Origin of the sequence: Chitinimonas sp. BJB300 (assembly GCF_002735695.1) — a bacterium.
In the GTDB taxonomy this organism is placed as follows: Bacteria; Pseudomonadota; Gammaproteobacteria; order Burkholderiales; family Chitinimonadaceae; genus Chitinimonas.
The window spans coordinates 1-19,920 of sequence record NZ_PDZH01000033.1 but is presented as its reverse complement, the minus strand read 5'-3'; the positions used below and the strand labels follow the sequence as shown (position 1 = coordinate 19,920).

Below are 19,920 nucleotides of genomic sequence, written 5' to 3'. Positions count from 1 at the left end.
ACTTATAAACCAGCAGCCGCTTTCACCAACCCAAACACCTTCGTGTTATCCAACGTCCCCTTGAACGGCGCCTTACCCGCACCAGCTGCAAACAGTTTCACGTCGCCACCGCCATGGGTTTCGCCCGACAGGCGCACACCGGTTTCCTGCATATAGTCGTCGTGTAGAGCTTGGCTGGCATTCGCTTTACCAGATGCGACCGAGGTACGTACATCAGGTCTGTTCGGCCCATTGCCGAAGACCAGCGTGGTATAGGTGTTGCCATCGGCATCCAACGCTGGCTGGCCATCCTTATAATTGCGGACGATATCCAGAATCGGGTTACCGATCTTGGCATAGCCGTTGATAGTCATGGTGTGGTCATGGTCGGCCGTCACCACAATCAGGGTGTTGCTCAGATCTACCTTGGCCAGGACAGCTTTGATGGCGTCATCAAAAGCAATCGTGTCTTCCATCACACGCTTGGCGTTTGTGCCATGCAGGGCGTGGTCGATGCGGCCGCCCTCCACCATCAGAACATAGCCATTGGCGTTTTTCGACAATACATCGATCGCCTTCACCGCCATCTCGCTCAAGCTGGGCTGGTCTAACGATTTCTCTACCCGGTCAAGTTCAAAATCCATATGGCTGGTGGCAAACAGTCCCAGCAGCTTATTGGTAGCCTTCGCGTCAACAGCCTGAAATGCCTTACCGGTAGTGACATAGGTATAACCATTGGCCACCATTTCGGCGGTCAGGTCACGACCATCGGCCCGTTTGCCACCCGATACCTTTATCGGTTGCCAAAAGCGGCGGCCACCACCGAGCAACACATCCAAACCCGTACCCAATTTGGTATTGAACCCATCACCACCCGGCACGGCTTGGGTAGCAATGTCCGCCTCCGCATCACGGTGGCAAGTATGGGCATAGGTTGATGCCGGCGTGGCATGCGTCACACCCGCTGTGGTAACGGCACCGATGGCCTTACCTTTGGCCTTGGCAAGCTCCAGCAAAGTGACAGCCGGAGCGCCATTGGCAGTACCACAGTTGCTGGTGTAGGTTTTACCATTTGACTCCATCGCCTTGGTATCGGCCGACATCGAGATGACTTCGTTATTCATCTTCACACCGGTCATATAGGCCCCCATTGATGGGGCGGAGTCCGTCGTTTGCCCATCGTTTGAGAAAGTCTTGATACGCGCGGTGCGGTTCAGGGTATCCATGGCCAGGCTGCCGGCTTCGCCGTACTTGTAGATGCGCGCAGCCGTAATCGTGGTTGGTCCCATGCCATCGCCCAGGAAGAAGATGACGTTCTTGGCTTCGCCGGCAGCGATGGCTGGCAGGGTAGCCGCCAGCAAGGCGGTGGTAATCAGCGTCTGTTTCAACATACGAATTCCTTTTTATCCTTTTAAATCCGACTTGATTACAGGCCAACCGCGGTTTTAACGAGATCGAACACGTGGGTATTGTCCAGCGTACCGGCGAACCGATCTGCCCCCATGCCCATCGCGCCGATAAACACATCAGTACCACCATGCGTTTCGTTACCGGCGCTTACGCGGACTGCCGCTTCCTGGTGATAGTTGCTGGCAAAGACAACGTCATCGGTGAGGTCGGCGAAATTGCTACGCTTGCCGGCAGGGCGGTTCTCGCCATTGCCAAAGCCAATGATGGTGAATGGCTTGCCATCCAGATCCTTGGCGATGCTGCCATCGCTGTAGTTACGCAGCAGTCCCAATACGCCAGGATTGGTGGTTGTAGTTTTACCCGTCCGTTTGGCATAGCCATTCAGCACCAGGGTATGGTCATGATCAGCGGTGACCACAATCAGCGTGTTCTTCAACTCAGGGTCGGTTTTCTTCACTTCGTCGATAGCAGCCTTGATGGCATTGTCGAAGGCAACCGTGTCTTGCAGCGCCTTACGGGCGGTCGTTTCGTGTAATGCATGGTCGATGCGACCCCCTTCCACCATCAGGAAGTAACCATTCTTGTTTTTGCGTACCACCTGCAGCGCCTTCACAGTCATTTCAGCGAGGCTCGGCTCCTTGACTGGGTCCCGGTCATGGTCGTAGCTCATATGGCTGCTGGTGAAGAGCCCCACCAATTTGTCGATCTTGCTACTATCAACCGCGTCGAAGTCGGCCTTGCTGGCGACATAGCCATAGCCCTTGGCCTGCAGTTCTGCAGTCAGGTCGCGTCCATCCGCACGCTTGCCGTTTGCGCCCGCCGGCAGGAAGAATTGGCGCCCGCCCCCCAACAGCACATCCACCCCATCGACCAATTTGCTGTTGAAGCCTGCCCCACCCGGCACGAACTGGGCGGCGATGTCGCTCTCGGCATCGCGGTGGCAAGCATGAGCATAGGTTGCGGCTGGCGTGGCATGCGTCACACGCGTGGTGGTAACGACTCCGGTACCACGGCCAGCCGCCTTGGCAAGTTCAAGCAAGGTGGTGGCCGGCACACCATTACCGACACCACAGTTGCTTGTGTAGTCCGCCTTTGGGCTGATGGCGTTCGTCTCGGCCGACATGGAGATGACTTCATTGTTCATCTTGACGCCGGTCATATAGGCTGACATCGATGGCGCGGAATCCGTCACCTGCGCATCTTTCGAGAACGTCTTGATGAAACCGGTTTCCGGCAGCGTATCCATCGTCAGCTCGCCGTCTTCTCCCACGGCATAGATGCGGGAGGCCGTCATGGTGTTCAACCCCATGCCATCCCCCAAGAAAAAGATGACATTCTTCTGGCTGACCTTGGAAGCCGCCGCCGCATTTGCATCAGACCCATTACAAGCCGTCAGGGCGAGTGCAATTGCGCTGTTCAAGAGCACAAAAGCAAAGTTGGATTTCATCATGATCTTCCGTCGTGGCAATCGAAGCCGGGATCATGGCGATGCAAAGTTGCAATCTCAAGACGCAAACATGACAGATAAGTCTTAAAAAGATGATCGCCCAATAACTGCGGTGCTATCGCGCGGGTCACATCTTGGGTAAATTGTGTGGGTTATTTATCACATCAGGACAAACAGGCATGACGCAACTCAATATCGAAGAAATCAAGACAGGCGAAGGCGACGAAGCAAAAGCCGGCCAGGAAGTCACCGTGCATTACACCGGCTGGCTGCTTGATGGGAAAAAATTCGATTCCAGCAAAGACCGTGGCATGCCCTTCAGTTTTCCGCTGGGCGCAGGCCACGTCATCAAAGGGTGGGACCAAGGCGTACAGGGCATGAAGATTGGCGGCATGCGCAAACTGACTATTCCGGCCGACCTGGGCTATGGCGCACGCGGTGCAGGCGGGGTAATTCCACCCAACGCCACGCTCGTGTTCGAAGTTGAACTGCTCGGTCTGGCCTAAAACGCCACTGGCGGCCTACTGGCCGCCATTTGTTTACTACCCGATACTGCGGGTTTCCGCACCGCCCAAAAAATAACAAGGAGACACCCTATGGCGGCAGTCGTCGACGAAAACATTCCCCCTCCGCTCAACCCTCGGGTACGCGACCTGCCCTGGCACACCCCTTTCAAGTGGATCAAGCTGGCGTTGGGTGACATTCGCGCCACGCCCACCGGTTTGTTGTTCTATGGCGCCGCCTTTGCCGCTATGGGTTGGGGCATCCGCGCCTTGTTCGGCTATGCACCCGAACACACCATGACGCTCGTCACAGCCTTCTTGCTGGCTGGCCCATTCATTTGCCTGGGCCTGTATGAAATCAGTCGCCGGCACGAAACCGTCGCCAAGGTGAGGCTGCTGCCCACCCTCACAGCGCTGCGCATCAATAAAGCCGGCATCAGCCTCTTCGCCATCATCCTCGCCCTGATCGTGGCGGGCTGGATGCGGGTTTCTGTCGTGGTGTTTGCTTTGTTCTTCACCGAGGACATACCTGACCTAAAGCTAATACTTTCGCCCTCTTTTCTGGTCGAGCCGGAAAACCTGACCTTTATGATCGTCTGGATTGGCTCCGGCGCTTTCTTCGCACTGCTGACTTTTGCGCTGTCGGTGGTGTCCATCCCCGTCATGCTGGATCGCGATAGCGACACACTGACCGCAATGTTTGCCAGCGTCAGGGTCTGCTTGGCAAACCCGGTATGCATGCTGACCTGGGGAGCGATTATCGTCGCGCTCGTCTTGCTCGGATTTGTACTCTGGGGGGTGGGTGTAGCCATTACGGTGCCACTGGTGGGCCATGCCACCTGGCATGCTTATCGCGCACTGATTGAATAATGACTGTTTAGCGAGCGACCGCCCCCAACCGGCACGCACTGCGGGATGGGGGCATCCTCCCTGATCAGCTGTCCCACTTTTTCACCATCTTTTCCAACTCGCCTTTTTTCTCCAGCTCCATCAACGCTTTGTTGAATTTTTCTACCGTCGCGGCAGGCACGTGCTTACCAAACATCATGTGGAAATCAGCGGAATCCATCACCGTCGGCAATATCTTGAACTTGCCTGGAAAAGCCTTAAGTTCGCCAACAAAACCCGGGCTCCGGTAATAGTAAAAACGGCCACGTTTGGCTTCCAGTTTGATCAGATTGTCAGGGTTCGACCTACCACCAGAATCAATCACCAACCCACCGACTGCCTCAAGTGTCTTTAACGCACCGCTACCAAAGTTCACCAGCACCACACCTTCCGGCCCCAGTTTCTTTACATCGTCCCAACTGCTTATCTTGATGTCATCATCCACCCTGACGGCGAGCATCCATTTCACCGGGAATAGCGCGGTTGCAGGGAACTGGAATTTGGCTTCTCGCGCTTTATTCTTCTGCAAACCACAACCCGCATCCAGTTCACCGCTTTCAACGTTTGCCTCAATACGTGCCAAGGGCTGCCACTGCTGGTCGCCGACAAACTTTAAACTTGGGTCGATTTTTTCAACAGCACGCATGATGTCGACACATATGCCGACTGCTGCGTTACCTTCCTTGATGTACTTGGGTTCGGAATCAGTTTGTGCCGCTGTTTTGATTTCTGCATGTGCCATCTGCAAAATAAATAACGGCAGACATAGCACCAATCTGCTTAGCCAAGTATCCAATTGTGGCTCCTCTGTGATTTTGTACAGGTAAATAGTAGATGCTAAATATTGTCTTTGTAGACCGCGCCAGCCTGCCAGTTGCAGTACCACCCCTCCCACTACCGCATCACTGGGCTGAGTTCGATACCACGTCACCCGCGGAAATAACGGCACGGTGCATTGATGCGGATGTGATAGTCAGCAACAAAGTCATGCTCGATGCCAACACCATCGCCGCCCTGCCCCGTCTGAAACTCATCGCCGTTGCCGCAACAGGCATCAACCATATCGACCTTGCCGCCGCCAAGGCGCGAGGCATCGCTGTCTGTAATATTCGCGGCTATGCCGACGCCACAGTGCCAGAACACGCACTGATGTTGATGTTGGCGCTGCTGCGCAACTTGCCCGCGTACAAGCGCGACATGGTGGACGGGAAATGGCAGCAGTCACCCAACTTCTGCCATTTTGGCGCACCCGTGCGTGACCTTAACGGCCGCACCTTATTGATTGTCGGTGCGGGCTCGTTGGGCCAGGGCACGGCCAAGTTGGCACGCGCCTTTGGCATGCAGGTGCTGTTTGCGGAACACAAGGGGGCCAGCGCGGTGCGTACTGGTTACGTGGATTTCCAGGCCGGGCTGGCACAGGCTGATGTCATCAGCCTGCACTGCCCGCTGACAACCACCACCCGCAATCTCCTCAGTACCACCGAGTTCGGTTGGATGAAACGCGACGCAGTGCTGATCAACACCGCGCGTGGCGGCATCGTCGATGAAGTGGCGCTATTGGCTGCACTGCGTGCCGGTACCTTGGGCGGGGCTGGAATCGACGTATTGCACGAAGAACCGCCACGTCAGGGTAACCCATTGCTGGAAGCCGGCCTCGCCAACCTGATCGTCACACCGCATGTGGGCTGGGCCAGCTTTGAAGCGATGAGCCAACTGGCAACGCAACTCATTGGCAACATCGAAGCCTGGGCGGCAGGTGCGCCACGCAACCTGCTATAGGCCAACACGCCATCAACCCACCGCAGCAAGCGCACAGCAGCCGAATCTAGCTATCTTTGCCGAACGTATTGCATTGGCTCGGGTTGCCGCTGTCCATGCCAACTTTAAACCAGTGCATGCGCTGCTCGGAACTGCCATGGGTGAAAGCATCGGGCACAACCTGCTGGTTGGCGCTGTGCATCAGGCTGTCGTCTCCCACAGCGCTCGCCGCTTTGATGGCTTCATCAAGATCACCGGTTTCCAGCAAACCGGCCTTGGCGGCAGCATGGCCCCACGCCCCGGCATAGCAATCAGCCTGTAATTCCAACTTCACGCTAAGTGCATTGGCAGCAGCCTTGCTGGCGCTTTGCTGTGCACTGTGCACCTTGGTACTGGTCCCCAGCAGATTTTGGACATGGTGGCCCACTTCATGGGCGATAACATAGGCGCGGGCGAAATCCCCTTGCGCACCCAGCTTATTTTGCAGCGCGGTCAAGAAATCCAGATCAATAAACAAGCGGGAATCGCCGGGGCAATAAAACGGCCCGATGGCGCTTTGCGAATAACCACACGCGGTATTGACGCCACCTCGGAACAACACAAGCCTCGGCGGCTGGTAGCGCTGGCCCGCGCGCTGAAAGTAAGCACTCCATACATCTTCGGTGCTGGCCAGCACCTTGCTGGCAAAAACCTTTTCCGGGTCGCGCGCATTTGGGGTGGTAGTGGGTTGCTGCGGCCTAACCTGTTGGACCACGCCCTGCCCCCCTTCGACCAGGCGCACAGCCGTCGAAAAATCCATTCCCGTGAAATAGCTCAAGCCACCCGCAATAATCAGCCCGACAATACCAAGCCGTCCCATTCCAAAACCACCACCGCCGCCGGACTGCCCGCGCTGGTCATCTACATTGTCACTTTCACGCTGGTCGTCCAAACGCATGGTCTACTCCTCCGGCCCGATTTGGTATCCATCACAGGCACGCTTGATTACATAACGCAGTATTCCAGTGTACTGCGCGCGTCGCAAGCAAGCACATGCCCTCCGATGAAGGACACGCCGCAAGGTAGCAGCCACTTGTTGATCAATACAAAAAGTTAAAACGAAGCGACAGGCGTGGCCCCTGCGTATGTCGGTACAGACTAAGAACCTGTCTAAAGTCTGCTGCGCGTCGGCAATATGGCGTTGAAAACACCCTTGGAATGCTCATTTACCACTTGTAAACTCCGCTTCCTCGGCTGTTTTCGCCTTATCTTGCCTTAGCTCGCGAGACTTTAGACAAGTTCCAATGGCCCTTTCTTATCGACAGGCGCATGCTGCAAACCCGCATAGAACGTCCGCATCAACCACTCCGCCCGTTCAGCAAGGTCGAACTCACGCAACTCCAACCATTCGCGGATACAGCCCACCAGAAATCCATTCAGGGCAAATGCAGCCAGGTAGCAGTCCACATGCGCAGGAATCTGCCCCTTCAACTGAGCCGCTCGCAAAATGGCAGCCAATTGCTGCCGGCAAGCGGCAGCCCGTTCGGCCTCTTCAGCCATGACCTCCGCCACCACTTCGCTCAATTCTGTCTTGAACAACAGGATTTCAAACACGCGCATCGTACTGGGGTCGTTCGCCACCCGGCTCAGAATACGCGCGCCATCACGCGTCATCTGCCCCAAGGGGTCGTCAGTCGGGTCGGCCAGCTGGGCATCAAGCATGGCTTGCATCGGCAACGTCGCCCGTTCGCACATGGCGCTGAAGATAGCGGTCTTGTTTTTGAAATGCCAATAGATCGCCCCACGCGTCATACCTGCGTCGCGTGCGATATCGTCCAGGGTGGCGCGGCTCACCCCTTTGTCGTGGAAAACGCGTTCTGCCGCATCCAGCAGCTGTTCGCGGGTTTCCGCCGCCTGTTCTTTCGTTTTTCTAGCCATTTTGCGATTTTATATTCCTGCCCTGGCGCGCGTCTTAATAACCCCAGCGTCAGCAGTGTTTACAAACATACGTGTATGTATCTAAAATCAGCCCCGAGGTCCATTCTGAGCAAAAACCGAATCCTGTTCCCCTGACCAAAAAACCACGTTTCTCCATGGCCTGCCAACAAAAATTACAAGGCCTTGCTGGTCTATGCTGGCCATTTGGACGTAGCCCGTTTCGGTCGCTTTGTCAGCTTGACTGCCCATTTCTTGAATCGCGAGGACCAAACAATATGCCCGCAGCTCGCTCTACCCAGCCCCGTTCCCACACCTTGCGCCTGGCCCCCGCTCTCATTCTGGTTGCTCTTCTCGCTGCCTGTGGCAAAGGTCAACCGCATGGCGGCGGTGGAATGCCCCCCCCGATGGTGACGTATGAATCTGTCACCGCGCGCGATGTACCTGTCGACTTTGAATATGTCGGCCAAGCGGCCGGTTCGCGCGAAGTCGAGATTCGCGCACGAGTAAACGGCATCGTCGACAAACGCCTGTATGAAGAAGGTGCCCGAGTCAAAGCCGGTCAGACCCTGTTCCGTATCGACCCTGCCCCATTCGCGGCGGCAGCAGCTGCCGCTGAAGCCAATGTGGCGAGTGCAGATGCCACGCTGAAGAAAGCCGAACGGGACCACGCCCGCCTCAAGCCTCTTATAGAAGCCAAGGCCATCAGCCAACAGGAATTCGACAATGCTGCGTCGGGCCTCGACATTGCACGTGCAGCCTTGAAAGCCGCCCAAGCCCAAGCCCGTAGCGTCAATATCGACCTTGGCTACACCGACATCCGTGCCCCCATCAGCGGCGTCGTCGGCCGCGCGCTCAAAGTGGAAGGTGCACTGGCCAATGCCAGCGGCGACAGCCTGTTGGCCACCATGGCGCAAACCGACCCGATCCACGTCAACTTCGCTTTATCGGAAGCCGACCGGGCCCATGTCCAAAGCGAAGCAACCGCGGGCACGCTGAAACTACCGGCCAAAGGCTACAGCGTGAAGCTGAAAACCAGCGACGGCCAATGGTTGAAGAACACAGGCAAGCTTGACTTCAGCGACTACAAGGCCGATGAGTCCACCGGGGCATACGCCAGCCGTGCCGAGTTCACCAATGCCGACAATAGCCTGACCCCAGGCCAATTCGTACGCGTGTTATTAACGGGTGCCAGCCGACCAAACGCTATCGCCGTACCACAACGCGCTGTGCTTGATGGCGCTTCCGGCAAGTTCGTCTACACCGTGGGTGCCGGCAAAGATGGCAAGCCTGCCGCCGTACCTACACCGGTCGTGCCGGGCGAGTGGGTACGTCTTGATGGTAAGGAACCCAATGGCTGGGTGATCAAGCAAGGCCTCAAGTCGGGCGACAAGGTGATTGTGGATGGCATGGCCCGCATCTTCTACCCCTTTGCGCCCGTCGTGCCGATGACCGCTGAAGAAGCAGCCCAGGCCGCAGCCAAGCAAGCCGCCGGCGCACCCGCGCCCGCTGCCAAGCAGTAATTACGGAGCAACGCATCTATGTTTTCACGCTTCTTTATCGACAGGCCCATCTTCGCCTTCGTGATCTCGATCTTCATCGTGATCGCGGGTCTGGCGGCGATGCGCGCCCTGCCTATTGCGCAGTACCCCGAGATTTCGCCACCGGTGGTGACCATCCGCGCCTTCTACCCGGGTGCATCGGCCGAAACCATTGCCGAAACAGTGGCTGCCCCGATTGAAAATGCCGTTACCGGTGTGGAAGGCATGATGTATATGTCGTCCACCTCGACCTCGAACGGCGCAGTGGAAATCGCTGTCACCTTCGAAATCGGCACCGATGCCGACCAAGCCGCGGTGAACGTCAACAACCGCGTCAAGCAAGCCGATGCACGCTTGCCGGAAGAGGTGCGACGACAAGGTGTTTCGGTGGAAAAAGGTTCGTCGGCCTTCTTGCAGGTACTGGCGTTCTATTCACCTGAAAGCAAGTTTACCGACCTTTACACCTCGAACTACATCACGCTCAACGTACTGGATTCGATCAAGAAGATTCCCGGTACGACCAGCGTCCAGATCTTCGGTGCCAAAGACTACGCCATGCGCATCTGGCTCAAGCCGGATCGCATGAGTCAGCTGAAGGTAACGGTACCTGAAGTCGCTGCAGCACTGGCCGAGCAGAACGCCCAGTTCGCTGCCGGTAAGATCGGGCAGTCGCCCACGGGCGGCGGCCAGGAAATGGTCTACACCATTACCGCGAAAGGTCGCCTGAATTCCGAAGCCGAGTTTGAGAACATCATCGTTCGTTCCGACTCAAAAGGCAGCCAGCTGCGCCTGAAAGACATTGCGCGGGTGGAACTCGGGGCGAAGGACAACGACTTCAACGGTACCTACAACGGCAGGCCTGCCGTGCTGATGGGGGTCTTCCTGCAACCGGGCGCCAATGCACTGGATGTGGGTAAGGAGGTAAAAGCAACGGTTGCCAAACTGGCCGAGCGCTTCCCGAAAGGTATGACCTACGCCATTCCTTATGACACCACTCGATTTGTGGAAGTCTCCATCAAGGAAGTGGTGAAGACGCTAGGCGAGGCGATGATCCTGGTGTTCCTCGTCGTCTACCTGTTCTTGCAGAACTGGCGCGCGACTTTGATCCCGACCCTGGCCGTACCCGTGTCGCTGATTGGTACGTTTGCCGGCCTGCACATGCTGGGCTATTCCATCAACACCCTCACGCTGTTCGGCATGGTGTTGGCCATTGGTATCGTGGTGGATGACGCCATCGTGGTGCTCGAAAACGTCGAACGTATCATGCACGAGGAGCATCTGCCCGCTCGCGAGGCCGCCATCCGGGCCATGCAGGAAGTCACCGGGCCGGTGGTCGCCATTGTGCTGGTGCTCTGCGCCGTGTTCGTGCCGATCGCCTTCCTGGGCGGCCTGACCGGCGAGCTGTATCGCCAGTTTGCTGTCACCATCTCAATCGCTGTCGTGCTATCAGGCATTGTGGCGCTGACCATGACGCCTGCCTTGTGTGTGCTGATGCTCAAGCGCGAGCACAAGCAGACCGCCAAGTTCTTCCTGTGGTTCAACGACTGGTTCCATCGCATTACCGGCCATTACATCAAGGGCGTAACCTTCTTCATGAAGCGCTCCATCCTCGGTGTCTTGCTGTTTGTCGGCATGCTGGCGGTGACGGCAGGTCTGTTCAAGATCACACCGGGCTCATTGGTGCCGGACGAAGACCAGGGTTACTACATCGGCGCGGTGTTCCTGCCTGATGGCGCATCGCTGGAACGTACCGACAAGGTCGTAGCGGAAGTCATCAAGCAGATTCAGTCCAACCCCGCCAACGAACACGTCATGGCGTTCAGCGGCATGGACTTCATCGGCGGGGGTTTCAAGAACAACGCAGCCACCATCTTCGTCACCCAGAAGCATTGGGACGAACGTAACGTGAGCACTCAGCAGCTGGTGGGTGAGTTGTTCATGAAGACGGGGACGATCAAGGAAGCCCTGGTACTGGCATTCAACCCGCCAGCCATCTTCGGCCTGGGCAATACCGGCGGCTTCGAGGTCTATCTGCAGAACCGTGGTGAGGGCGGTACACGCAAGCTGGCGCAGGTCATGGGCCCGTTACTGGGCGCATCACATGCCGACCCCGTGCTGGCCGGCGGTGGTGGCTTGCAAACCTTGTGGAAGCCCAACGCACCGCAGTTGTATGTGGACGTGGACCGTGACCGCGCCAAGTCATTGGGGATTCCGCTGAACGACGCGTTTAATACCCTTGCCGGTACACTGGGTACCTACTATGTGAACGACTTCAATAAGTATGGTCGTGCATGGCAGGTGCTGATGAGCGCCGACAGCCAGTACCGCAAGCGTCCTGAAGACATCGGCCGTCTGTTCGTGAAGAGCAATACCGGCAAGATGGTGCCGTTGTCGGCTTTCGCCAAGGTGGAATACAGCTCGGGCCCGGACACGGTGAATCGCTACAACAACCTGCCGGCTGTGAAGCTGTTGGGTAATGCCGGCCCTGGTTATTCTTCGGGCCAAGCGATTACCGCTTTCGAAAACCTGGCCAAGACCCTGCCTTCGGACGTGGACTTTGAATGGACCGGTTCCGCGTTCCAGGAAAAGAAAGTCAGCAGCGCCGCCGCGATTGCCCTCGTGCTGGCTGCGGTGATGGTGTTCCTGATCTTGGCTGCCCAGTACGAAAAGTGGTCGTTGCCGTTCTCAGTACTGCTGGCCATGCCTTTCGGTATCTTCGGTGCGTTGGCGGCGGTGTACCTGCGTGGCTTCAATAACGACGTGTATTTCCAGATTGGTCTTGTGACCTTGCTCGGCCTTGCCGCCAAGAACGCCATTCTGATCGTGGAATTCGCGGTGATGAAGCACCACGAAGGCTACCCGGTGGCCGCAGCCGCCATCGAAGCCGCCCGCCTGCGCTTCCGTCCCATCATCATGACCTCGATGGCGTTCATCCTAGGCGTGCTGCCCCTGGCGATCAGCCACGGTGCGGGCGCGGGTGCTCGGACATCGGTAGGCACCGGTGTGGTGGGCGGTATGTTGGCAGCGACCTTCCTGGCCATCTTCTTCGTACCGCTGTTCTTCAAACTGATTACCGACCGTACACTCAAAACGCCGCCGGAGGAATTGATTCCACCTAAGGCTGAAACCGAATACGGCATCGTTGAAGGAGACCATCGCGATGGAAAGTAAACTGATGCGCCCAGCCCTATTGGCACTGCTTGTGGCAGCCGGTCTTGCCGGTTGCGCCAGCTCCGTGCCCCCACCTAAGCTCGATCTGCCCACGCCGGAAGGCGTGGCCGCCCCGGCCGAGCTTGGTCAATGGTGGCAAAGCCTGAACGCACCCACCCTGAATGCGTTGATCGAAGAAGCGCAGGCTCACAACGCCGATGTGCTGATTGCGATGGAAAGTGTTGGGCAGTCGCGCGCCACGCTGCGCCAAGCCCAGGTAGCCCTGCTGCCCGATGTCAACGCGACGTTGAATGCTACTCGACGTAACCCGAGCGACCTTACCGGCCAACCGGGTAAGACAGGGACCAGCACGGTCTACAACGGCGGCCTTAGCGTGTCGTATGAATTGGACTTATGGGGTCGTGTCTGGAAAGCAAAGGACGCCGCGTTGGCGAATCTGCTGGCCAGCCAATATGCCCGTGAGACCACGCGTAGCGCAGTAGCAGCGCAAACCGCGCGTAGCTATTTCACGCTGCTGGCAGCTGATGCGGAAATCGCCTTGCTGACACAAACACTCAATACGCGTAATGAGGCCCTGACGCTGGAGCAGAAACGCTTCAAGGCCGGTGCCGTAGGTGAATATGAGCTCAAGCTGTCAGAAGCGGAACAAGCCAGCGTCGCAGCGGCTTTGCCACAAATGGTCGCCGCACGAGAAAAGGCCGAAGCCGCATTGGCCGTTCTGCTCGGGCGTAGCCCCAAGGACGTGATGGAGGGGCATGTCGACCGCGGTAATGGCTTGACCTTGTTGGCTGCTGCGCCGGAGATTCCTGCCGGCCTGCCGGCTGATCTTTTGACGCGCCGGCCCGATGTACGCCGTGCTGAAGCCCAGCTAGCGGTCGCCCACGCCAGCCTTGAAGAAACCCGCCGCCGCTATTTCCCCAGTCTGACGCTCACGGGTTTCCTCGGCGGCGAAAGCCCGTCGTTGGGTGATTTGTTCAATGCTCCCGCGCGTACCTGGAATATTGCCGGTCAGCTTTTGCAGCCTATCGTCGGCATGGCCAATATCGATGCACAGGTCGAGGCTGCCAAAGCCAGCCGCAATCAAGCGGAATTGGGGTATGCACAGGCTGCACGCACCGCCTATGCCGATGTACGTTCTGCCTTGGCTGCGCATACAGCGGCGCGCGAAACGCTGGTTGCCACTGAGGCCCGCGCTAACGCACAGGCCAAGGTCAAGGAATTAGCCGATATGCGCTACAAAGCCGGTGTCAGCAGCTATTTGGACCAGCTGAATGCCGAGCGTGACCGATTATCAGCCGAGCGCGACCGGGTTAGCGCCCTGCAAGGCCGGCTCACTGCCCTGGTGGATGTCTACCAGGCACTGGGTGGTGGTTGGCAACAACAGGATATCGCCAGCACCAAATAAGATGGCTGCCACTAACTCACCATTTTAAACAGTGGGTTAATGGGCGTTGCAATTCAGGCTCAGATCATCGAGCCTGTTTTCTATCCGCCTCGCCGCAATCACGTATGGCAAGATCATCTTCACTTATTCATCTACCGGCGAATGTCCCGCCCACAATCCACAGCACCACCAAGGCATAGAATATGCGCGGAAACCACTCTACGCATTGAAACTGAAAATGGTTTATTGCTGTCGTTTCCATATTAACGTGACGCCATAACATCTCCGACAAGGTACCGCTGACTTCTCCAGTCTGTACAAATGAACTAAGGATGTCGTGATTCAGATACGCCACTCCCGCAAGCGCTTGTGACAGCGATGCACCCGATTGCATCTTGGCCAGGATAGTGCCAAATGCAGACTGCATAATGGGGTTGTCGATGCTTTCCACCGCAATTGGCAAGGCATCAAACATCGGCACACCCGCTTCGAGCAATAGCGCCAGACTTTCAAAAAAGTCCCTGGCTATACTCCGGACATGCATAGCACCAAACAACGGCAAGCCCATCAGCGTCTTACAAATCGCACTGCGCACCGGACTTGGCTCGCCCCGCTGCAGCCAAAATGACAATTTTTTCGCCAGAAAAGCAAGGGCTGCCAAACCAAGCAAGACGGATAACAACTGCATAAAATAACCGGTGACGCTGATTGCCCCGGAGAACAACGCAGGTAAGGGTTGAATCAATAGTGCCGCAGTCAGCATCAGCACCGGCATCGCCATGCGGGCGCGGATTTTTTGCATGTGCAGCACCTTGGTCGCGTAGTTATCCCTCAGGCGGCGATAGGTGGGCGCCGGGCTACCTGCCGCTAGCGCAACCTTCAGCAACGATGCTTCCAGGGGTGTAAACAACCCGTTGCGCTGGCCGGCAAAAGCAGGGTCAACACCACGTGCCAGCATTTTGCGGGTGCTATCCAGGCGTACTTGGTAAGCAGGGGGTACTTGCAATAAGCCATATGCCTTCAAGGCTGGGACACCAGCCCGCTCCATCTCTGCCAAATTCAAAAACAACTCAGCGCGAACCCGGTATGGCATGGGCGCATAAAACGCAGTGCTCATTGAATACGCCTCAATCAATTTTTCGGCGAGCAACACCCTATGACATTAGAGATTGTTGGATTGCATGGCATTTGACAATGCCATGCAATCCGTTTCAATCCGCTAAAGATTTGCTCAACAGCTGCTGCGCGCAGCGATACAGCGTTTGAGACAAATCTGATGGGCGCGCTTTGACTTTAGCGCTATTGATGGTTGTTTCAGAATGGGTATCTTGGCTGCTGCGTCAGCACTTTCTTTCCGCAGGTCAGCCAGCAAGATAGGCTTGCCTTATAAAAACCGCCGGTTGATGAAACCGGCGATTTTTTAATTTGAAACACACCGAAACCTATAGCAACGTAAGCCGCCCACCTTCATCCCGCGTGCAAAATTCATCCACCGGTGCCATCATCCATTTCGCTAGGTTGCAGGCGATGTAACTTCCGCGTTGAAGTTCGCCGCCAATTTCGCATCCGCATTTTCGTAGAACCTGTCTAAAGTCTCGCGAGCCAGGACAAGAAAAGGCGAAAGCAGCCGAGGTAGCGAAGTTTACGATTGGTAAATGAGCATTCCGAGGGTGTTTTCAACGCCGTATTGCTGACGCACAGCAGAGTTTAGACAGGCTCTTAGCGACAACTCGCCACTAGAAGGGAAACGTGAATATCCGCGTTTAGCAATCAAACTTATGTTGTGACAACGTTACCCATTACATTAACGAAAGCACTTTCCCGATGCGCCTTCTTATTGCCTTTCTCCTGCCCTGGCTGACATTCTTCACAATCGGTAAGCCGATTGCCGGCATTATCTGCCTGATACTGCAACTCACCGTCATTGGCTGGCTGCCCGCCACGATCTGGGCAGTGTATTCGCTGAGCCAGTACAAGACCGATCAGAAGATTGAAAAAGCAATCGGGCGGTAGTGATGCTGCTCGTGTATGACGGGTATCCCACGCGCTTTGCATGTGCCAATGGGTTCATGGCAATGGACCAACGCGTCGTGCCCGCGTTGCCAGCCTATGGTCTCATATTCGAAGCCTCACTTGACGCGCCGGGAGACATAGCGCCGCTTTTTCTGGGAAGCGTAAACCGCACGTCTACCGTAGGGCCATCACTCCCCAACTCCACGGCAAAGGCAAGCCCTACGCGACTGAATTTGAGCGCATGCAGTGCTTGGTTCCCCGTATTGGCATAGGTATCGTCGGCGCTATGGATATGGGGATTAATGTCCCTAGCTGCCGCTTCGGAAGGCATCGAAGCCCAATAGCCCTCGTTATGCCAGGAGACATGGTCTGAGCAATTGCCGCATTGGTCATAACCAATGGTAAGCGTGGGCAGATAGGTGGTTATCAGATTGGCGATAAAGGTGTTCTGCTGCCTGTCAGTGTTATCCGTATAGATGTAGATGTCCTTCTCCGACCCCTTGCGGTTGACCATGTCCAACTGCATGACACCCACCACATTGATATTGTCGGCCTTGAACTTCTGGGCGATATCTTTCGAGCCGAGTAGTCCGGCCTCTTCCGCGGCGTAAGCCATGAACTTGATGGTGCGGCGCGGCTTGTAGTTGGTGGTCAGAAGCACACGCGCCACCTCGGTCAAGCTCGCAATGCCGGATGCATTGTCATCCGCTCCTGGTGCACGGGCATCTTCATCGATATTACTGGTATCCGTGACTGTGTCGAGATGCCCGCCTAGTACCACGACTTCGTTTGCATTGTCAGTGCCCTGGATAGTGAGGATGACTGACTTTTGCGGAAACGCACGGTGTGTGAATTGCTCGACCGTGACATCCGAACGCCCCGCCGCCAACCACTGCCAGCGCCGTAACAACCAGTTAGAAGCTCTCACGCCGTGGATGCTGGTGTAATAGCGATTGGGATGTGCGCTTAAGTCCGCAATCGTGCTGGCAATATTGCTGTCTTGCATCTGCGCCAAGAGGGGGCTCACGGCTGCCTGGTTGTCAATCGTATAACTGGGGCGGATTGCTTGCGTTGCAGGTATCAATGGTTGCAACGCAGCCAACGCTTCTTCCTGACTATTGTGCACCCTATAGCCGCCATGGCGCTTTGATCTTTGTTGTATTGCCTTGCTTAATCTGGGCAGCAAGGCCTCCTCAACTTCAACGGCATGCACAAACTCGAACGAACGTTTCAGCCTTATGCCTTCAGGGTTCACTCCGGTCACCAGGTTGTTTTCGGCACGATTAGCAACGGCTCGGCTTTCGTAGGCAGCAACCTCAGATGCCAGCTCCTGCAACTGGGCATAGGTCGCATCGTCCAAAGTAACCCAGATTTTCTTGGGGGCAGCCAGCACCGGGTTGGACATAAGCGCCCCTGCCATAAACATGGGCAGGCAATAAACCTTAATCGGTGTCAAACCACTGCGGAAAAACGCGTACATATTCCATCCTTTGCGCCAAAAAATAACTTTTCAAATTGCATTCTAGCGATGGCGCTTATATTAATCCGGCAATGTGAAAGCGCATATAGGCTTACAGTACAAAATTCCTAATGCATTGTTTTAAAAGATCTTTTGTCTTTGTTAATATGCACTATTTAATTGCCGCCTTAATATTGGCTCTTCGCAGCTTGCGACGACGCGTCTTTGCGCTGGTTCATGCACCTGCAATTTATATTCTTATGGGTAAATAATGGTGCGTAGAACTTATTCAGAATCTGCCACGAGCAAACAGCAGGCGGTTGGTGTACCGCGCAGAAACTGGAATATTCTTGGGTTTATTAGGCAAAGAACTTCTTGGTCAAAGCACCTTTAGAAGCCGCCTGCCTATCGCAGCACCAAACCGTACAAACATTTGACGATGAAGCAGAACTAATACGTTGCATCAGAAAATAACACCTGAGGGCTTCGCTTATCGATCAAGGTTACATACAATTGCATATCCCTATCTTGCTAGATCATCAAACTGCCCCGCGACTTCAGCGCTGTATAGTAGCGCTTTTTGTTGGTCATTTTGTACTTGGGCACAGGAAGTTTGCTCACACTACAATTTTACCAAAACTCATTCTCAGACTCGACTTGTAAAACAAAGCCTATGAAAATCAAATTAAGTGCAAATGCCTTCCTATGTGCCAATATCATTGCCTTAACTGCGTGTGGCGGCGGTAGTAGCAATTCTTCAACAAGTCCACCTAGCACAACAGGCAATACGGCGCCATTGCAAACCATCAGTGGTGTTGCTACAGCAGATACCCCACTGCAAGGTACGATCATTATCCGTGACAATATTGGCACGATGAAAACTGCAACGTTGCAAACTGACGGACACTTTAGTTTTGACGTCAGCCAGATGAAATCCCCTTTTATGCTGCGCGCCGAAGGAGATGCCAATGACGAGCACTTTGTCCTGTACTCAGCCGCCACGGATGCTGATGGCAATGGACATTTCAATGTTAACGCACTAACCAATTTGATAGTGACTAAAACGGTGGAGCAATCCGCTGAAACCTACTACCAGGCAGGTAATTACCACAACTTAAGCTTCGAATCCCTGAATAATCAAGAAGCAGCAGTCCAAGCACGTATTCAGCCCCTACTCACTGCGGCAGATGTACCAGAAAATATCAATTTACGACGTCAAGCATATCCAGATGACTGGACAGGGATGCATGCTGTTTTACAGATTCTGGATATCCAAATTGATCCTGCACATAACGAAGCCGGCCTAAGAAACCGTCTGAGCGGTCAAATATTGAGTGAGCCGCTGAATAACAATGCAGGTAATGGTACGTTTAATATAAGCACAGATATAACAAAAGTCTTACAGGAAATGCCCAGCATTGCCTCAGTAATCAAACAAAGCGTGGAGTATAATCACAGGACCAAACTAATGAGTATAATTAATCCCAATTATTTGAATGATGGAATAAATAGAGATGCCCCCCCAAGAAACCTAGATGAGTTAAAAAGAATTCCTGACTCATGGAGCAGTAAACCAATATTCCTTCACTTTAAAATCCGGTCCTACCATGCAGGAACGCTCTCAGTAGACATTATGAACCGCCCCGGGTTTTGAGGAGGGTATTTCGTTAAAGTGTTTTAGCGAGTTGCTGGTAATAGTTTGCCTCAGCTTCTGCTGGCGGGATATAACCAATGGGTTCTAGCAGGCGGTGGTGGTTAAACCATGCCACCCATTCCAACGTAGCCAGCTCCACCGCTTCTCCGGTTTTCCACGGGCCTAGCCGGTGGATGACCTCGGCCTTGTACAAACCGTTTATGGTTTCAGCGAGCGCATTATCGTAACTGTCACCACGGCTTCCAACCGAGGGCTCAATACCTGCTTCGGACAGTCGCTCCGTGTAGCGGATCGACAAGTTTCGGTTGACGGGCGTAGAGGGCTTGCTCCAGCGCATCCAGCACGAAATCGGTCCGCATGCTGCGGCTGACCCGCCAACCCACGATTCGGCGGGCAAACACATCAATCACAAACGCCACATACAACCAACCCTGCCAAGTCGATACATAGGTGTAATCGGCTACCCATAGCTCGTTGGGGCGATTCGCTTTGAAGCAACGATGCACGCGGTCTTGTGGACAGTGATCCTTCGCATCTGGCACGGTCGTTTTCACCCGTTTCCCGCGACGAGCGCCTTGTAAACCCAGGAATCGCATCAGCCGCTCAACCGTACAACGCGCTACCACCGTGCCTTCGCGTTTCAGCTGGCACCACACCTTGTCTGCACCGTAAACGCACATATTGGCTTGCCACACGCGCTCAATCTGAGGAATCAATGCTTGATCGCGGCGAATGCGTTCAGGCAATAAAGCTGGATTTTTCTGTCGTGCCGCATAACGCCAATATGCCGACGGGGCCA

General features: G+C 55.3%; 15 protein-coding genes and 1 pseudogene. 8 read left to right on the top strand and 8 right to left on the bottom strand.

What is annotated here, in order from left to right; genetic code table 11:
• Positions 1 to 2 precede the first annotated feature (2 nt).
• Together CSQ89_RS07615 and CSQ89_RS07610 are read right to left on the bottom strand one after the other, a co-directional pair.
• Positions 3 to 1,370, bottom strand: coding sequence for an alkaline phosphatase (locus CSQ89_RS07615; protein ID WP_099405572.1), 1,368 nt, complete (start codon positions 1,368 to 1,370; stop codon positions 3 to 5).
• A 35-nt stretch (positions 1,371 to 1,405) separates the two neighbouring features.
• Positions 1,406 to 2,839, bottom strand: a complete 1,434-nt coding sequence (locus CSQ89_RS07610; RefSeq protein ID WP_099405571.1) for an alkaline phosphatase — start codon at positions 2,837 to 2,839, stop codon at positions 1,406 to 1,408.
• A 176-nt stretch (positions 2,840 to 3,015) separates the two neighbouring features.
• On the opposite strand from CSQ89_RS07610, the gene CSQ89_RS07605 reads away from it, so the two are divergent.
• Together CSQ89_RS07605 and CSQ89_RS07600 are read left to right on the top strand one after the other, a co-directional pair.
• Complete coding sequence (locus CSQ89_RS07605) at positions 3,016 to 3,342, top strand: FKBP-type peptidyl-prolyl cis-trans isomerase (RefSeq protein ID WP_099405570.1); 327 nt, start codon at positions 3,016 to 3,018, stop codon at positions 3,340 to 3,342.
• Between the two features lie 90 nt (positions 3,343 to 3,432).
• On the top strand, positions 3,433 to 4,209 hold the full coding sequence (locus tag CSQ89_RS07600) for a DUF2189 domain-containing protein (RefSeq protein WP_099405569.1): 777 nt from the start codon (positions 3,433 to 3,435) through the stop codon (positions 4,207 to 4,209).
• Between the two features lie 64 nt (positions 4,210 to 4,273).
• Here CSQ89_RS07600 and CSQ89_RS07595 read toward each other — a convergent pair whose 3' ends face one another.
• Positions 4,274 to 5,023: a substrate-binding periplasmic protein gene (locus CSQ89_RS07595; RefSeq protein WP_143747056.1), complete on the bottom strand. Its 750-nt coding sequence runs from the start codon at positions 5,021 to 5,023 to the stop codon at positions 4,274 to 4,276.
• 38 nt (positions 5,024 to 5,061) lie between these two features.
• Between CSQ89_RS07595 and CSQ89_RS07590 the strand changes: the two genes are divergently transcribed.
• Positions 5,062 to 6,006 (top strand): D-2-hydroxyacid dehydrogenase, encoded by a 945-nt coding sequence (locus CSQ89_RS07590; protein ID WP_099405567.1) that lies wholly within the window; start codon positions 5,062 to 5,064, stop codon positions 6,004 to 6,006.
• A gap of 46 nt (positions 6,007 to 6,052) precedes the next feature.
• Here CSQ89_RS07590 and ypfJ read toward each other — a convergent pair whose 3' ends face one another.
• Positions 6,053 to 6,922: a KPN_02809 family neutral zinc metallopeptidase gene (ypfJ, locus tag CSQ89_RS07585; RefSeq protein ID WP_099405566.1), complete on the bottom strand. Its 870-nt coding sequence runs from the start codon at positions 6,920 to 6,922 to the stop codon at positions 6,053 to 6,055.
• 332 nt (positions 6,923 to 7,254) lie between these two features.
• The gene (locus CSQ89_RS07580; protein ID WP_099405565.1) at positions 7,255 to 7,902 is read right to left on the bottom strand and encodes a TetR family transcriptional regulator; all 648 of its coding nucleotides are present in this window, start codon (positions 7,900 to 7,902) and stop codon (positions 7,255 to 7,257) included.
• A gap of 275 nt (positions 7,903 to 8,177) precedes the next feature.
• Here CSQ89_RS07580 and CSQ89_RS07575 point away from each other — a divergent pair, with 275 nt between their 5' ends.
• The 3 genes from CSQ89_RS07575 to CSQ89_RS07565 are packed head-to-tail and all read left to right on the top strand — an operon-like array spanning position 8,178 to position 14,016.
• Positions 8,178 to 9,422 carry an efflux RND transporter periplasmic adaptor subunit gene (locus tag CSQ89_RS07575; protein WP_099405564.1) on the top strand — a complete coding sequence of 415 codons (1,245 nt, stop codon included), beginning with the start codon at positions 8,178 to 8,180 and terminating at the stop codon, positions 9,420 to 9,422.
• A gap of 18 nt (positions 9,423 to 9,440) precedes the next feature.
• Entirely contained in the window at positions 9,441 to 12,611 is a 3,171-nt protein-coding gene (locus tag CSQ89_RS07570; RefSeq protein WP_099405563.1) for an efflux RND transporter permease subunit, read from the top strand.
• Positions 12,601 to 14,016 (top strand): efflux transporter outer membrane subunit, encoded by a 1,416-nt coding sequence (locus CSQ89_RS07565; protein ID WP_099405562.1) that lies wholly within the window; start codon positions 12,601 to 12,603, stop codon positions 14,014 to 14,016. The genes CSQ89_RS07570 and CSQ89_RS07565 overlap by 11 nt, the downstream gene beginning before the upstream one ends.
• 127 nt (positions 14,017 to 14,143) lie before the next feature.
• Here the strand turns inward: CSQ89_RS07565 and CSQ89_RS07560 are convergent, their stop codons facing one another.
• A complete protein-coding gene (locus CSQ89_RS07560; protein WP_099405561.1) occupies positions 14,144 to 15,112 on the bottom strand; it encodes a type II secretion system F family protein in 969 nt (322 codons plus the stop codon).
• Between the two features lie 707 nt (positions 15,113 to 15,819).
• Between CSQ89_RS07560 and CSQ89_RS07555 the strand changes: the two genes are divergently transcribed.
• Entirely contained in the window at positions 15,820 to 16,008 is a 189-nt protein-coding gene (locus CSQ89_RS07555; RefSeq protein WP_099405560.1) for a YqaE/Pmp3 family membrane protein, read from the top strand.
• A 94-nt stretch (positions 16,009 to 16,102) separates the two neighbouring features.
• Here CSQ89_RS07555 and CSQ89_RS07550 read toward each other — a convergent pair whose 3' ends face one another.
• Positions 16,103 to 17,488: a M20/M25/M40 family metallo-hydrolase gene (locus tag CSQ89_RS07550; RefSeq protein WP_233202992.1), complete on the bottom strand. Its 1,386-nt coding sequence runs from the start codon at positions 17,486 to 17,488 to the stop codon at positions 16,103 to 16,105.
• 652 nt (positions 17,489 to 18,140) lie between these two features.
• On the opposite strand from CSQ89_RS07550, the gene CSQ89_RS07545 reads away from it, so the two are divergent.
• Positions 18,141 to 19,121 carry a hypothetical protein gene (locus CSQ89_RS07545; protein WP_139023033.1) on the top strand — a complete coding sequence of 327 codons (981 nt, stop codon included), beginning with the start codon at positions 18,141 to 18,143 and terminating at the stop codon, positions 19,119 to 19,121.
• Positions 19,122 to 19,134: 13 nt separating this feature from the next.
• On the opposite strand, the pseudogene CSQ89_RS07540 reads toward CSQ89_RS07545, so the two are convergent.
• Positions 19,135 to 19,920 (bottom strand): annotated as a pseudogene (locus CSQ89_RS07540) (IS3 family transposase); the annotation flags it as partial.

Excerpts from the sequence above, each read along its gene's own strand:
- CSQ89_RS07615 (WP_099405572.1), bottom strand. The coding sequence starts at position 1,370 with ATGTTGAAACAGACGCTGATTACCACCGCCTTGCTGGCGGCTACCCTG.
- CSQ89_RS07610 (WP_099405571.1), bottom strand. The coding sequence starts at position 2,839 with ATGATGAAATCCAACTTTGCTTTTGTGCTCTTGAACAGCGCAATTGCA.
- CSQ89_RS07605 (WP_099405570.1), top strand. The coding sequence starts at position 3,016 with ATGACGCAACTCAATATCGAAGAAATCAAGACAGGCGAAGGCGACGAA.
- CSQ89_RS07600 (WP_099405569.1), top strand. The coding sequence starts at position 3,433 with ATGGCGGCAGTCGTCGACGAAAACATTCCCCCTCCGCTCAACCCTCGG.
- CSQ89_RS07590 (WP_099405567.1), top strand. The coding sequence starts at position 5,062 with ATGCTAAATATTGTCTTTGTAGACCGCGCCAGCCTGCCAGTTGCAGTA.
- ypfJ (WP_099405566.1), bottom strand. The coding sequence starts at position 6,922 with ATGCGTTTGGACGACCAGCGTGAAAGTGACAATGTAGATGACCAGCGC.
- CSQ89_RS07580 (WP_099405565.1), bottom strand. The coding sequence starts at position 7,902 with ATGGCTAGAAAAACGAAAGAACAGGCGGCGGAAACCCGCGAACAGCTG.
- CSQ89_RS07575 (WP_099405564.1), top strand. The coding sequence starts at position 8,178 with ATGCCCGCAGCTCGCTCTACCCAGCCCCGTTCCCACACCTTGCGCCTG.
- CSQ89_RS07570 (WP_099405563.1), top strand. The coding sequence starts at position 9,441 with ATGTTTTCACGCTTCTTTATCGACAGGCCCATCTTCGCCTTCGTGATC.
- CSQ89_RS07565 (WP_099405562.1), top strand. The coding sequence starts at position 12,601 with ATGGAAAGTAAACTGATGCGCCCAGCCCTATTGGCACTGCTTGTGGCA.
- CSQ89_RS07560 (WP_099405561.1), bottom strand. The coding sequence starts at position 15,112 with ATGAGCACTGCGTTTTATGCGCCCATGCCATACCGGGTTCGCGCTGAG.
- CSQ89_RS07555 (WP_099405560.1), top strand. The coding sequence starts at position 15,820 with ATGCGCCTTCTTATTGCCTTTCTCCTGCCCTGGCTGACATTCTTCACA.
- CSQ89_RS07550 (WP_233202992.1), bottom strand. The coding sequence starts at position 17,488 with ATGTACGCGTTTTTCCGCAGTGGTTTGACACCGATTAAGGTTTATTGC.
- CSQ89_RS07545 (WP_139023033.1), top strand. The coding sequence starts at position 18,141 with ATGAAAATCAAATTAAGTGCAAATGCCTTCCTATGTGCCAATATCATT.